The sequence below is a fragment of the Rhodanobacter sp. MP7CTX1 genome (genome assembly GCF_014205795.1).
GTDB lineage: Bacteria > Pseudomonadota > Gammaproteobacteria > Xanthomonadales > Rhodanobacteraceae > Rhodanobacter.
In genome coordinates this window covers 206,889-221,253 of sequence record NZ_JACHCN010000005.1, presented here as the reverse complement: position 1 = coordinate 221,253, position 14,365 = coordinate 206,889, and the positions used below count along the sequence as shown (strand labels likewise).

Annotated in this window: 8 protein-coding genes and 1 pseudogene; 4 read left to right on the top strand and 5 right to left on the bottom strand. The window is 58.5% G+C overall.

What is annotated here, in order from left to right; translation table 11 throughout:
* Positions 1-2: 2 nt before the first annotated feature.
* Both egtB and HDE77_RS09130 read right to left on the bottom strand, forming a co-directional pair.
* Positions 3-1,208 (bottom strand): annotated as a pseudogene (egtB, locus tag HDE77_RS20465) (ergothioneine biosynthesis protein EgtB); the annotation flags it as partial.
* A gap of 59 nt (positions 1,209-1,267) precedes the next feature.
* Complete coding sequence (locus HDE77_RS09130; RefSeq protein WP_221444191.1) at positions 1,268-1,930, bottom strand: glutathione S-transferase; 663 nt, start codon at positions 1,928-1,930, stop codon at positions 1,268-1,270.
* A 208-nt stretch (positions 1,931-2,138) separates the two neighbouring features.
* On the opposite strand from HDE77_RS09130, the gene HDE77_RS09125 reads away from it, so the two are divergent.
* From HDE77_RS09125 to HDE77_RS09110, 4 genes are all read left to right on the top strand, one after another.
* A complete protein-coding gene (locus HDE77_RS09125; RefSeq protein ID WP_184416912.1) occupies positions 2,139-4,235 on the top strand; it encodes an efflux RND transporter permease subunit in 2,097 nt (698 codons plus the stop codon).
* A 12-nt stretch (positions 4,236-4,247) separates the two neighbouring features.
* Complete coding sequence (locus tag HDE77_RS09120; protein ID WP_184416910.1) at positions 4,248-5,786, top strand: efflux transporter outer membrane subunit; 1,539 nt, start codon at positions 4,248-4,250, stop codon at positions 5,784-5,786.
* A gap of 491 nt (positions 5,787-6,277) precedes the next feature.
* Positions 6,278-6,580: a DUF2384 domain-containing protein gene (locus tag HDE77_RS09115; protein ID WP_184416908.1), complete on the top strand. Its 303-nt coding sequence runs from the start codon at positions 6,278-6,280 to the stop codon at positions 6,578-6,580.
* A 377-nt stretch (positions 6,581-6,957) separates the two neighbouring features.
* On the top strand, positions 6,958-7,587 hold the full coding sequence (locus HDE77_RS09110; protein ID WP_184416905.1) for a response regulator transcription factor: 630 nt from the start codon (positions 6,958-6,960) through the stop codon (positions 7,585-7,587).
* 106 nt (positions 7,588-7,693) lie between these two features.
* Here the strand turns inward: HDE77_RS09110 and HDE77_RS09105 are convergent, their stop codons facing one another.
* From HDE77_RS09105 to HDE77_RS09095, 3 genes are all read right to left on the bottom strand, one after another.
* Positions 7,694-9,691, bottom strand: coding sequence for a M13-type metalloendopeptidase (locus tag HDE77_RS09105; RefSeq protein WP_184416903.1), 1,998 nt, complete (start codon positions 9,689-9,691; stop codon positions 7,694-7,696).
* Between the two features lie 1,740 nt (positions 9,692-11,431).
* Entirely contained in the window at positions 11,432-11,890 is a 459-nt protein-coding gene (locus HDE77_RS09100; RefSeq protein ID WP_184416902.1) for a DoxX family protein, read from the bottom strand.
* A 556-nt stretch (positions 11,891-12,446) separates the two neighbouring features.
* Positions 12,447-14,135 carry a thiamine pyrophosphate-binding protein gene (locus HDE77_RS09095; protein WP_184416901.1) on the bottom strand — a complete coding sequence of 563 codons (1,689 nt, stop codon included), beginning with the start codon at positions 14,133-14,135 and terminating at the stop codon, positions 12,447-12,449.
* Positions 14,136-14,365 lie beyond the last annotated feature (230 nt).

Sequence of the window (14,365 nt, the reverse complement as noted above, 5' to 3'; positions counted from 1 at the left end):
TTGTCGCGCGCTAACCGCACCCCCGAAAACATCCAACGCTTCTCGGGACGATAGAAGTTTCGGTACGACGCGCGAACGTGATCCGCCGGTGTGGCTTGTGAGGCGCCGCGCAGCACCATTTGACCAGACATGAACTTGCCGTTGTATTCACCCAAGACGTCGGCAGCCGCTACGTAACCGGGATAGGCGTCGTAGCTGCTGCTAGTCCACTGCCACGCGACATCGTAAAGCTGTTCTAGATGTCCTTCGCGTGCCGCATGCTCCCATTCGGCCTCGGTCGGCAAGCGAGCTCCTCTCCAGCGAGCGAAGGCGTCAGCTTCGTAGTAGCTGACGTGTTTGACGGGCGCGCTCATTTCTATGCGCCGCATGCCCTGGAGGGTCATGTATCGCCACTCGCGGCCATCGTGCTCCCAGTAGAGTGGCGCGCGCCATTCTTCGTTTTGCGCCATATCCCAGCCGTCAGACAGCCACCACTGTGACTGTTCGTAGCCACCGGCACCGATAAACTCAAGCCACTCTCCGTTTGTCACCAGACGATCGGCGATCCCGTAGGGTTCAAGCCACACGCGGTGTGCCGGGCTCTCGTTGTCATACGAGAAGTCCTTGCCCTGCATCCCCGTCGTCACCAGTCCACCCGGCACAGCTTGAAAGCGTCCAACGCGCGAAGCTTTGTCTTTGAAACGAGCACTTCGATCGTAGGCTGGCCGCAACGGTGATTGGGCGAACAGATGGAGGATGTCCATGACCAGGAGCTCTTGGTGCTGCTGCTCGTGCGCGATACCCAGCTCAACGATGGATGCTGCCGACTCTGTCAGCGGCAACTGCAGCAGCTCGAGCATGTGGTCGTCCACATGTTGCCGATAAGCCAGAACGCCGTCGAGCGTTGGGCGACTGATAAGGCCGCGCTGCGGTCGAGGATGGCGCGGTCCGGCGGCCTGATAGTAGGAGTTGAATAGATATGCGTAACCAGGGTCGAAACTTCGATACCCGGGCTTGAACGCCGAGAGTACAAATGTTTCAAAGAACCATGTGGTATGGGCTAGATGCCACTTTGCCGGACTGGCGTCTGGCATCGACTGCAACGCCATATCCTCCGCGTTCAAAGGAGCGATCAGGATTTCCGTGTCATTGCGGACCGCTTGGAAGCGCTCCAGAATAGCGCGCGCGTCCGGATCCAGCTGCAGCACGAAATGGTTGACCGGAGCCATCTCCAGTCGGTTGGATCGTTGCGAACCAAGCATGTTGGTCTCCTCGGTGTTTGCCGGCTCTAGGCTACGGCGCCAGGTCGTGAAGACACGGCGCCGTGCCAGCGTTTGAGAGCCGTGAAGTCTTCACTGATCGTCATTCCCAGTGCCCGCTTGGCAAAGTCCAGCGTTACCAGGCATGTGATGTCTGCTGCAGAGTAGTAGTCGCCCGCCACATATTCTTGTTGTGCAAGGCGTGCATTGATGTCGGCGTAGAAGTTTTCAACCCGCTCCCGGCTGCGGATCGCCAGCGCCGGGATCCGCAAGTAGTCGTGAGGGCCGGCGAGCGCGCGGCCGGGCGCGCCGGTTACAACGTTGCGGATAGCCTCAACCGCCGGTAACAATCCATCGAGTTCGGCGCGCCGCTCCCACATGGTGACCATGGCTGCTTCCCGGATCGACGCCCCAAGCATCGGGGTTTCCGGATACCGCCCCTCGAGGTAACGCCAGATCGCGGTAACCTCTGCAATAGAGGTGCCGTCAGCGAGAACTAGCGCAGGCACAACGCGTCGTGGGTTGATGCGGCGATAGGCCTCTTCGTGTTGCTCTCCGCGCGCGAGGTCAACCTCAATGTGTTTGACCTCAAGGCCTTTCTCGGCAATGAATATTCGTCCTCGCCGCGAGTGCGGCGAGTACGGCGAGTGGTAAAGAGTCAGTCCCGTGGATAACATGTTCGCACGCGACATCAGGCCCATTCGAAGCGAACGCCATTCGCTTCGACGGACCGGATTGGTGCAGTGAGTTGAGTGTGGGTTGTCATAGCAATGATCTCCCTGATAGATAGGCCGAAACAGCTGGCTGTGACAGCCATCGCTCGGGGATCGCCGTTTGCGCCGGGGAGCCAAATTTACGGATTCTTGGCAGGTTTGCAAAAGACTTTGTAAGCTTGGCCCCATGCCTTTGAGGCATGCCCGTAGCAACTACCATGGCGCTTCCAAATTTCTGCGGTACCGCGTCGCCGTGGCGCAAATCGGAAGCTGCTGGCTGCGGAGCACATGCTCTAGACGTCCCGGCCATATCGTCGTAGACGACGCCATCGTCGTGGTGGAAAATGTGGAGCGAAACATTCAGTCTGGTCTGCCCGCAAGGGATGCCACGCATCAGGCAATGCGCGAGGTGAGTGGTCCGATCGTCGCTATCGCGCTGACACTGGTTGCCGTGTTCGTTCCTCTCGCTTTCATGTCGGGGCTGACGGGACAGTTCTATAAGCAATTTGCCATGACTATCGCGATATCCACGGTGATTTCCGCGTTCAACTCTCTCACGTTGTCGCCGGCTCTCGCCGCGTTACTCCTAAAGGGCCACAACGATCCGAAAGACTGGCTCACGCTATGGATGGATCGTTGGCTAGGTCCGTTCTTCAATCGTTTTAATCGGGTATTTCATCACGGATCGGAAGCTTATGGTCACGGTGTGGAGCGGGTTATCGCGCACAAAGGGCGAATGATTCTTCTGTACCTGGTTTTGCTCGGGGCTGCCGTACTTATGGCTCGGATCGTACCCAGTGGATTTATCCCTTCACAGGACAAGGAATACCTCATTTCGGTGGTGCAGCTTCCGAACGGTTCATCGCTGGACCGAACCGAGAAGGTCGTACGTGAATTGGGCGCCCTCGCGATGAAGCAGCCCGGCGTCGAGGCTGCCGTGCAACACCCCGGGCTGTCCATCAACGGTTTCAACAACTCGTCGAGCGCAGCCGTCGTCTTCATCAAGCTTCTGCCATTTGAGATGCGCCACGGCAAAGAGCAAACGGCGGCTGCTATCGCCAAGACGCTCAACGAGAAATACTCGGCCATCAAAGGCGCGTATGTGGCCGTATTTCCGCCACCGCCCATCCTCGGTCTGGGGAATCTCGGTGGCTTTAAGTTTGAGATAGAGGATCAAGCCGCAAGAGGCTACGCCGCTCTCGACGACGTGCTTCAGGCCTTTCTGAAAAAAGCCGCGCAGGCACCTGAACTTGGTCCCGCGTTCTCCGCGTACCAGATCAATGTTCCTCAGATCCAGGTCGACCTGGATCGGCTCAAAGCGAAGCAACTTGGTGTATCCGTGACCGACGTCTTCAGCACACTGCAGATCTATCTGGGATCGCAATACGTCAATGACTTCAACCGCTTCGGGCGCGTGTACCAGGTGCGGGTGCAGGCGGACTCACCTTTCCGGGCGCACATCGAGGATATCGGTCTTCTCAAAACGCGAAATGCCTCGGGAGAGATGATCCCGCTGTCTTCCCTGGTGCAGGTTGCACAGACCTACGGGCCGGAAACCGTGGTTCGATACAACGGCTTCACTGCGGCGGATGTTAGCGGAGGCCCGGCGCCTGGCTATTCGACGGGGCAGGCACAAGCAGCGGTTGAGCGTATTGCCGCAGAGACACTGCCGCGGGGATTCAAGCTGGAGTGGACTGACCTTGCATATCAGCAAATGCTGGTCGGCAATGCGTCGCTGGTGGTCTTCCCTATCAGCGTGCTACTTGTCTTTCTGACTCTTGCCGCCCTGTACGAAAGCCTCGTGCTCCCTCTTGCGGTCATCCTGATCGTTCCCATGAGCCTGTTGTGTGCGCTGCTCGGCGTTTGGCTGACCCAGGGGGACAACAATATCTTTACCCAGGTCGGCCTGATGATTCTCGTAGGCCTGGCCTCCAAGAACGCCATTCTGATTGTCGAATTTGCGCGTGAACTGGAAATCCAGGGGCGCAGCATCGTGGCCGCGGCGGTTGAGGCCAGTCGCTTGCGTCTGCGCCCGATCTTGATGACATCGATAGCGTTTGTCATGGGTGTGCTGCCCCTCGTCCTCTCCTCTGGAGCGGGCGCCGAGACACGAAGGGCGATGGGCGTGGCCGTGTTCTTCGGCATGCTCGGCGTGACCTTGTTTGGGCTGATGTTGACGCCAGTCTTCTACGTGCTACTTCGCACGCTCGCCGGGAGCAAACAGATGGTGGATAGGCATGGGCACAATCCACGAGTGCTGGGTATCGAAGAAGCTGGCCTATAGAGGGCGAATGACATGGCGACCTTTACCTTGCGCAACACGATCCTGGCCGGAGCATGCCTTACGGGCGCCTGTTCCATGGAGCCTGCTTACAAGGTGCCGGAGACACCGTCGTTCTCTGCCTATGAGGAAGTCACCGCCAAAACACAGGAAGAACTGGGCAACTGGCGCGCAGCCCTGCCGGCCGAAGGCCAGCCGCGCGGCGAGTGGTGGGTGGTATTCGGCGATAAGCGACTGAATGAACTGGAGGCCCAGGCGGCGACCGCCAACCAAGATATCAAGGCAGCCGCCGCGCGTGTTGAGGAGGCCCGAGCTCTGCAGCGGGTGGCGCATTCGGAGTGGCTTCCTCAAGTCGGTGCGGGCTTTGGCCCGTCCCGACAATTAAACGCCCCGGAGTCTCTCGGCATCACGCCTGGAACGAACCCGACACCACAAACGGTATGGAGGGCGCAGCTCTCGGTTTCCTACGAGCTGGATCTCTTTGGCAGGATCGCGGCGACTAATCATGCTGCAGCAGCTGATACCCAACAAAGTGAGGCGCTCTACAAATCCGCGCAACTTGCTCTACAGGCGGATGTCGCGCAGACGTATTTCTTGCTTCGCGAGTCGGATGCTGAGCTCGGCGTACTCAAACGAACGGTGGAGTTGCGCCACGCGCAGCTGGATTTCATCCAACATCGTTTCGACGCTGGCGACGTGAGCGAGCTGGACGTCGCGCAGGCGCGTACCGAAGTCCAAACTGCGCTGTCCGATGCCATGACCCTTGATCGGGAGCGCGCGACTAGCGAACACGCTTTGGCCGTGCTGCTTGGCGAGGCACCCGCGCAAGTGCCGATGCCGACGAATCCGATAGCGCCTGTCTCCATCAACATTCCCGCGGACATGCCGTCCGCGCTGTTGGAACGGCGGCCAGACATCGCAGCAGCGGAACGTGCCATGGCGGCAGCCAACGCGCGTGTCGGCATCGCTCGGTCGGCCTTTTTCCCGTCGCTGACGCTGACCGGGACGGGCGGTTACGAATCAAGCTCTTTAAGTGACTTGTTCAAATGGTCCAATCGTGCGTTTCTTCTTGGGCCGCTGGTCGGTACGCCTCTAGTTGCTCCAATATTTGACGGCGGTCAGCGTCGAGGTAACCTCGCTCGCGCAACGGCCGAGTATCGGGAAGACGTCGCTGTCTATCGCCAGACAGTACTCGTGGCGTTTCGTGAGGTCGAAGATGGATTGGTCAACGTGCGCATTCTTCGCGATCAAACACAGGTTGAGGACGCTGCCGTCCAAGCATCGGCGCGGGCGGCACAATTGTCACGGACCCAGTACGAAGATGGGCAGGTAAATTACCTGGACGTGATCGAGACGGAACGCACTCTACTCGAGACGAGGCGTCGCGCCATTCAGCTCCAGGGCGAACAGGCCACGTTCACCGTGCAGTTGATCCGAGCACTGGGCGGGGGATGGGGCATACCCAATCCGCAAAGCCAGGCGAAACAGCAGGTGCCGCAGATACGCATGACGAACGATCAGACTTCTCTTTCGACCGCCATTTCGAAGAACTGACCACTGCTAACAGGAGATGCCACATGCGTAGCCCGTCACTCGGAGAGTCGCTTGCCCTGTTGGAAGCTGGAACCGGATCAGAGGGTGCGTCTGAGCTGCACCGGCTCGCTACAGTGAAGGGGCCTTGCGCAGTAGAAGACTTCACTCTGGTCGAACTTTTCTTTCGCGACGCAGCCCTTGCTTTCGCCACCGCGATAGCGGCGGACATACTTCCTCGGCCCGTCGTCATCGGGCGAGGATGTCACGAACGCGTTGCGACGACGCTGCAGACGTTTCGATGGAAGGGCGGGTTTGATATCCGCTCGCCTGAGCATCCATATCACGCGGTTTGGTCAGATTTCGCTGCGTGGTGCCGGCGCCATGGCCTCGAGGCCACGTTGGAGGGAGCACAGAGTGCCAAAGAGGCTATGTTTTACGTTTCCGTACGGCCGCTCTGACACCATGGGCGCTGACGGTAGTCCGCGGTGTGCGGGTTCAACCAGGAATGCGCCATGAGGCGTAATAATTCAGTTTTTGCCGCTGTCGCCCAGAACTTGACGCGTATTGATGAGATTCGGAAAGCGGCCGTTGCGGAAGCATTTTCCGTTCTCGAACAGCATGATCCCGAGGTCGCTGACATCCTCTTGACCCAGTTCGGTGACCGGAAGCGCGCGGCGAGCTGGATGTGCGCATCTCAGCGCTGCCTTGACGGACGAACAGCCTATCAGGCTCTTGCTGACGGCGATATCGATGGCCTATGGGATCTCATTGCAGGCGATAGCGTGAGAGACGGCATATCGCCAGATCGCGTGTAGCTCGCCCCATCGCTTGTGCTGGCGCGCTGCGACAGGCGTCGCCAACGCAAAAGGCCCAATAGCCGTAACTCCGGCCTCTCGGGGGGCATGACGGCCCAACATCGGACCGCCTGAAGAATCGGAGTGAACGCAGCCGTTGTCATGACAAGCGTTATTCAACGGGAGCCTGCACCACAAAAGGCGATCACTGATCCCGAGAGCGGCCCGCATGGTCATTTGACCAGCCCGGGTAAGCGCGTACTACGATGTGTGCGCGCAGTCGTGGACGACATGCAATATCCCCCAGAAGGGTGATTGCAATTGAATGGAGGGGCAAGCCAAATGGTTACCAGCGAAACCGATGGGCCACTGTCATGACCATTTCAAAGTAGGCAGTCATGGGAAGGGACAATCCCATTCGGGTGCTTGTGGTCGACGATCATCCCATTGTGCGGGATGGCCTACGTTCAACTATTGAGCTTGAAACGGACATGGGAGTGGTTGGCGAGGCCGCCGACGGAGCACAGGCCATCGAGTTGTTCGAGACCTTGTGCCCTGACGTGACGCTGCTTGATCTCCAAATGCCCCATGTAGACGGGCTTCAAGCGCTGACAGGCATCCGCAAGGTAAAACCAGACGCGCGTGTAGTGGTTTTTACGAGCTACCCAGGGGATGTAAGGGTAACGCAGGCCCTGACGCTTGGCGCCACCTCTTATCTGCTCAAATCCGCGAGCCGCGAAGAAATCATCGACGCAATTCGTTCCGCATCTTTCGGGCACCAAGTCATTGCCTCGGAAATCAGCGATGAATTGGCCGCCCATCAGGGCATGGCTGTGCTCACGGTGCGCGAGTTAGGCATCCTTCGTCTCGTGAAAGAAGGCATGTCTAATCGGCTTATCGCTGAGTCCCTGTTTATTTCCGATGAGACGGTGAAGACCCACATGAAGAGCATCCTCGTAAAGCTCGGAGCGTCGGATCGAACTCATGCGGTGACCATTGCGCAGCGGCGTGGCTTCATAGACTCGTAAAATCTACAGCTTGCGCGACTTGTCGATAGCTCGACGCGTGTGTTTTGCGATTGCCTTTAAGGCGACCCAGACAGGCTTTCTGGATTGTCGATTCCTGCCGGCCTCCCTACCAGATATTCACTCGGTCGATCGGTCGCAGATAGAGTTTCTGCCCAGGATTCACCGAGAACGCCGAATACCACGCATCGATGTTCCGCATGCTGTATACGCGAAGTGGATCAATGGAATGTTCGTCGCCAAGGATTTGCTGGCGAAGCGCGTCATCATGACCCTTCGATCGCGACATCTGCGCATAGCTAAGGAAGAATCGCTGCTCACCCGTAAGGCCACCAATGAGAGGTGCAGGTTTGCCGGCGAGTGACTGGATATAGGCGTCATGGCTGATCACCAGACCGCCCAGATCGGCAATGTTTTCATTGAGGGTGGCGCGGCCCTTGGCATGCACACCAGGCAGCGGCTCATAATGGTCATACTGCGCCACCAGCCGGTCTGCTGCTGCGTTGAATCGCAATGAATCGTCCTTTGTCCACCAGTCGGCGAGTTTCCCGTTGGCGTCGTAGTGCCGTCCGTTGTCATCGAATTGATGGGAGAACTCATGTCCCATGATGACCCCGAGCGCACCGTAATTGACGGCGGGATCTGCATCGGGATCGAAGATCGGCTGCTGCAACGAGGCGGCCGGAAAAACGATGACTCGCGACACCGGATTTGCCCATCCACCGGGGGTGGTTGGCGGAAGCATCCATTCACCGCGGTCGACTATCGTCCCCAGTTTGGCGAGCTCGTGGTCGTAGTCGAAGCTCTCTGCCCGATCGACGTTGCCGGTCAGATCACCGCGTTTAACGACTAGCCCCGAGTAGTCACGCCATTTGTCGGGATAGCCGACCATGGGCTTGAGTGATGAGAGCTTTTGAAGTGCCTTCGCTTTCGTGTCTGGAGCCATCCAAACGTTCTTCTCAATCCGCACCCGATATGCTGCAAGAATCGACGCGGCCAACTGCTCGCCTTCGGCCTTAGCCGATGGCGGAAAATAGCGAGCTACATAGACCTTCCCGAGCGCATCACCCATGCGATGCGAAATCAACGACACGCCACGTTGCCAGCGGGGACGAAGCTCTTGTGCGCCGCTAAGCGCCCTTCCTGAGAAATCGAATTGAGCGTCGACAAACGGACTGGAGAGGAAAGGTGCGTAATGGTCCAGCGTGTGGACATAGAGCCAGTCCTTGAGGATCGGAAGTGGTGCGCTATTCCAAAGCTTGGCCATGGCGGCAACAGGCGCAGGATGACGAACCACGAACCGTGTCTCGGCCCCCACACCTAGTGCGTCCAAATAAACACGCCAATCCATTCCCGGCGCGTTTTGGGGGAGCTGTGCCGGTGTGACCGGATGATAGATTGCTGTCGCTTCATGAGCAGCTGCTCGATCCAGCTCGGGCGACGCCATCGACTTTTCCAGCTCGAATACCGATTGCGCTCGGGGCTGAGCATTCGGTTGGCCCGCGAGGACAAGCAGCCGTGAGAGATATGCGCGGTAGGCATCGCGTGTCTGCTTCAGACGAGCATCCGGGAGCAAGTAGTAATCCTTGCTAGGAAGGCCAAGAGCCGGCTGTGCCAGCGTTACGGTATAGGCTTTAGGATGGGCATCATCTATCTCGATGCCAAGATTGATGAGGCCGTCAACGCCCAGGTGCTGAAGCCCAGCCATAACCACTGCTAGCTCTCGCTTGTCCTTTGCCTGGAGAATTGCGTTGAGCGTCGGCTGTATAGGCTTGATCCCGTTGGCATTAGCCGCAGCCTCGTCCATGAAGCTTGCATAGAAGGCTCCGATCTTCGAGGAAGGATCCCTCTTCGCTTGCTCGAGGATGTCGTAGTTGCGCCTGCTAATTACGTCATGAACCTGATCGAAAACACCGATATCCGTCTTGTCCCGGGGGATAGATGCCGTGTCGAGCCATCGCCCGTTGGCAAAACGGTAGAAGTCATTGCCGGGAGCGACGCTTCGATCCATGCCACTTTCGTCAATGCCGGAGGTACCGGCCGACGGAGCTGTTAGCGCGGCGGCAGGTGCGGAAAGTACAGCAACACCTGGGCCGACAAAGGACATTATTAGACCCAGAGCAATGCGGTTCCATACCTTCCTGAGCACGGGCGACCCATCGTTACAAGAGAGCATCATTTCGCTTTTCCATACGTATCTTGGTTAGGGATCGGGTCATCTCACAAGGCGGAGATTCAATAGGAATCTCCCGCCATGGCCGATCTGTCGAGACGAGTGATTCCCCCCCGACCCATTCGATTTCGACCGGTTCAATAAATCGCTAGAGGTCACGCGGAAGCCAGACTCATCACAGCGATTTTTGCGTCGGTGTGTTCTCGCCGTGCAACCGCAAGCGCAGCGTGGACGGAACAATACGTTTCCCCATCCGTACTCACCTCGCCACGAAGCACCACGTAAATCATCCAAACGTCTGGGGCTGACTCTCTCACCTCAACGCTTTTCATGGACGATCCGAAAGAAGGTCCCGTTGACGATTCAGGCTCAATCAGTATTGCTGCCATGCATCCCTCAACTTCACTGCTTTTGAGATGTATGGTCCAGCTTTCCCGTGGTCTGGAGAAATACCTTTCAGGCCTGCGCCCATGCCTGAAAAGTATGATCAGCGGGCTAGTGTTGTTGCTCGAGTCCGCCGACGGACGGCTCTCGCTGCTACTTGGCGATGCCGGCTACAAGTTCATTGATCCCTCTGTCGTGGCTCGGTACCAAGAGCAGGCCCTGAAGACTCTCGTCGTTGCGCACCACGGTGGTCTACTCGCGCGCAAGGCGCCAAGCAATGTGCCAGCACCCGACCGTGTGCAAGGGGGGCGCCGCGGTTTACTCGGCGGGGCGGAGCAACAGCCACGGTCACCCATCAAGCCTTGCGCCCTATAAGCAGGCCGGCTGGGGGACCATCGTTGGTACAGACGGGAGGTCGGTGGATGCTGCTGCCAAACACCTCGGTGAGCCAATGTGGGGCAGCGACGTTCGCGTGGCGAGGTGTAACGGTGTGCAGTGTTCGCTGGCGATTTGGCGGTGACACGGGTGGGGTAGCAGCTTGCGTTCCGATCAGCGCGGGCGGGCCCAGAAGCGCGATAACATTGCCAACGTTATCGTGCAAAATGATGTTAATAACGTCAACCTGCGGCAACGATCGCTACCGAATCAATCGCTGGCTTGCCAGGTAAGTTGTTGGAATCTTTATTGTTTCACCAGCTGCCTTCTTCGCACGCACGATGCGCCTGTTGGAATCTATTTGGCGAGTTTTCGCGAAGTTTGCCAACTGGGGTCGCACACCTGCGCGGCCCCAGTTGGAAGTTCTTTTAGGTCATACCAGTAGTTGGTAAGACCTAATAGAAGTTCCAACTCCGTAATTGAGTTTCCTATTTTTACGGCAGCTCGATTGGTTTCAAAGTAATAGAGGTTCCAACTCCGTCGTAGACCGCTATCTGTTGTGCCTTGTGGGTACCCACCCTCGGCTGAATCGCGATATCGACGGCGTGCTGCTTCTCGCTTAGCGTGGAATGTTCGCTCCACATCCTCATGTGAAATTGAAGGCCGATGGTCATTAATTGACCTCTTCACTTCAGCGGCAAACCATTGCTCGTAATCATAGGGCCGAAGTGTCTAGGAGAGCCGGGCAAGTCCATTTGGATCAAGGATGTTGGTGAGCTGTCTTTCAGTGCCACTCGCGTGCTCGCATGGCAACTTCGGCGAAGAGGACGTGGCTGTGTCAACGAGCTCGACCCGAGGTTCGGCGGATATAGGGAGCCGCATGAGCCTTCTCCCACGTTATGCACCCAGCCCGTGTTACAGCAGCGAATCGACTGCCAGCGCTCCGGGACCAGCGAGCACGACAAGCAGCAGCGCTAGCAGATAAGGCGCTTCCGGCAAGTAGAGCAGATCGTCGAGCCAGTCGATGCGGTCGAGTGGCTTCCAGGCGGCGATGCGTTTGATGCCGTCAAGGCAAAGTGCGCCGCCCATAATGACCATGAGTCCGAGCGCGGCGATCACGGATAGCGTGCCCGACACGAGTGCCAGTCCACCCGCAAACTCGGCGGAGGGAATGAGCCATTGCATGATGCGGATTTGGTGCACGTCGTCAGCGTGTAGTGTGCTCACCAGTTCATCGTGCCGACTGCGTTTGAATAGCTTTTGATAGCCGGAAAGGGTGAAGAACGTGCCGACGGTGGCCCGGTTGATCGCGAGGGCGACCGGCACGAAGCCAAGCCCATGTTGTAGCAGCTGCGTGGCGTGAACAATTTCCATTTAATGATCTGGCTTAAAAAATGCCTGTACCTCCTCGTCCTTGAGGTCGCTTACCTGAGATTTTCGGAAATCTGATCCAGGCAGAGCTCGCATGAGGATAGGAGCGGGATCTGGAAAAAGTGTACTGACTGAGCATCAACGTTTCAATTGGACGAAGGTGTCGAATGGGAAGCAAAGGCCCTGCAGCGCCGTGGCTCGCCCTTGCTCGCCAGTCAGGCTTCGTCACATAGTTGACTGAACGGCTCAGGGCGTGAAGCTGACATCAGCTTCAAGAAAGTCACTGCGTTTGGGGAGGCAAATGGGTAGCAACGGCATTGTCATGCGAGCGGATCGGGACGCCGAATCGTTGGGTAAAGACTGGGCGCCGCTTCCACTCGGTCCACGGCAAGTCGTGGGGGGCCTCTTGACGGAGTTTATGGAGGGTGCGGTAGAGCTTCGATTTACAGCCAGCTTGGAAAGTGTGGACGAGAGCCCCGAGCCACGCACAATCACGTTCAGTGCCGACTCCGCCGTGGCGCCGACGGCGCGGATGGAGCCCGCCAGCTAATCCGATGCCTCAGCGTCGCACCGGCGGCCGCGCATTGGCTGTGGCGACACGGCGACCCCAGGTGATCAGCTGATGCGTGCAATCGTCGCGCTCGATGTTGCATTCGATCAGTGTCGGGCCCTTGCGGTTCTGAGCAGCCTTGATGATGGCCTCGGCCAGCTCCCTGGTGGTACCAACCTGCAGTCCAAGGCCAGCGCCATCCTCCGCGTTGAATGCTTGCATCAGCGCTGCGTAGTTCCAGTTCTTGATGTTGTTGTAGGGGCCGTCGTGGATCTCGACCTCGATGGTGTAGCCGCGATTGTTGATGAGGAAGATCAGCACTGGCAGGCCACGACGGATCATCTGGGCGACTTCCTGCGCGGTCAGCTGGAACGATCCGTCGCCGACCATGGCGATCAGCTTGCGCTGCGGCGCACCCACGGCGTAACCGAACGCGGCCGGGATGGACCAGCCGATGCTGCCCCACTGCATTTCGATCTCGAAGCGTGCGCCTTCCGGGAGATCCAGATACATGCCGTTGAACCAGGCATCGCCGGTCTCCACCAGCAAGGTGGAATCGGCGCTCAGCAGCTGCTGCACCTGACGAGCAATCTCAGCACGATCCAGCGGCGTATCGGCCGACGGGGCCTGGGTCGGCTTCAACGATGGTTTGATGCGCTGGAATTCATGCAGGGTCGTTGGGTTTGCCTTGACCTTCGCGGCCAACGCGATCAGGAATTCCGAGAGCACGATGCCACTGAAATCGAAGCCCGGTCCCTGCACGCGATCGGGCCCGGCCTGTACCGACTGCAGTGCGTCCGGCTGTGCGGTCCAGCCGACGGTGCTGTAATCGGTGAATAGCGTGCCGACGCAAAACGTGCCATCGGCCCAATTGAGGATATCGTTGCAGCCAGGACTGCTGACCTCGCCCAGCGCGATGCCGGCAAAGCCGGCGTGGGTTTCCGGAAACATGCCCTTTGCTGCCGGCTGCAGGGATACCGCGCAGCCCAGTGCATCGGCCAGCTTTCGGAAAGCGCCCTCGGCGTCCGCCGAACGCAGCATGCTGCCACCCAGCAATATCGGCTTCTTGCGCGCTCCGAGGAACTGGATCGTTGCATCGACAGCCGCCTGCAGTGTGGCCGGGTCGCTCATCTCGGGCCGAGTCAGCGCACTGACCGGCCCGGGTGCCGCGCAGGGTGCGTCTGCAAGATTGCAGGGGATTTCGATATAGACCGGCTTCTTCTGCAGCAGCGCGGCGCGGATCGCTTTGTCGATCAGGTACGGCGCCTCTTCGGCGTCGTCGATGGCGACTGCGCAGCAGGTGACGTGCTCAGCCATCTGCCGGACATAGCTGAAATCGTAGGTCCCCGTCGTATGGTGCAGCAGGTGGTGCGAGCCTGGGTCATTGCTATTGGGGGAGCCCGACACCAGGATCACCGGAAGGCTTTCTGCATAGGCGCCGCCGATCCCGTTGAGTGCTGATAGCGCGCCGACGCTGAAAGTCACCACACAGGCGCCGACGCCGTGGGCGCGCGCGTATCCTTCGGCCGAAAACGAAGCATTCAGCTCGTTGCATGAGCCCACCTGCTCCATTTCCTTCTGCTCGAGCAACTTGTCGAGAAGCACCAAGTTGTAATCGCCTGGCACCACGAAGTGATGCTTAAGTCCGATCTGCGCCAGACGCGCAGCCAGATAACTTCCAACGCTGTAGGCAGACATCGAAGCGGCCCAAGGAGAAGAATGGCTTGGGAGCGTAGTCAAACTCGCGTGTACTTCGAGTGATGCGCGGTGCTCCCGGAACTTCAGGCGTTCCGTGACGGGCGTCTGCCTTGTCTACGACGGCTCCAGGCCAGGAGCCACATGCCCAGATCGCTGTCTGGCCGTCAGGTGCGCAAGGACCGCTTTCAAGCAAACCAGACATAAGCCGCGCAAATTGAGATCACATGGAG

Excerpts from the sequence above, each read along its gene's own strand:
- HDE77_RS09130 (WP_221444191.1), bottom strand. The coding sequence starts at position 1,930 with ATGTCGCGTGCGAACATGTTATCCACGGGACTGACTCTTTACCACTCG.
- HDE77_RS09125 (WP_184416912.1), top strand. The coding sequence starts at position 2,139 with ATGCCTTTGAGGCATGCCCGTAGCAACTACCATGGCGCTTCCAAATTT.
- HDE77_RS09120 (WP_184416910.1), top strand. The coding sequence starts at position 4,248 with ATGGCGACCTTTACCTTGCGCAACACGATCCTGGCCGGAGCATGCCTT.
- HDE77_RS09115 (WP_184416908.1), top strand. The coding sequence starts at position 6,278 with ATGAGGCGTAATAATTCAGTTTTTGCCGCTGTCGCCCAGAACTTGACG.
- HDE77_RS09110 (WP_184416905.1), top strand. The coding sequence starts at position 6,958 with ATGGGAAGGGACAATCCCATTCGGGTGCTTGTGGTCGACGATCATCCC.
- HDE77_RS09105 (WP_184416903.1), bottom strand. The coding sequence starts at position 9,691 with ATGTCCTTTGTCGGCCCAGGTGTTGCTGTACTTTCCGCACCTGCCGCC.
- HDE77_RS09100 (WP_184416902.1), bottom strand. The coding sequence starts at position 11,890 with ATGGAAATTGTTCACGCCACGCAGCTGCTACAACATGGGCTTGGCTTC.
- HDE77_RS09095 (WP_184416901.1), bottom strand. The coding sequence starts at position 14,135 with ATGTCTGCCTACAGCGTTGGAAGTTATCTGGCTGCGCGTCTGGCGCAG.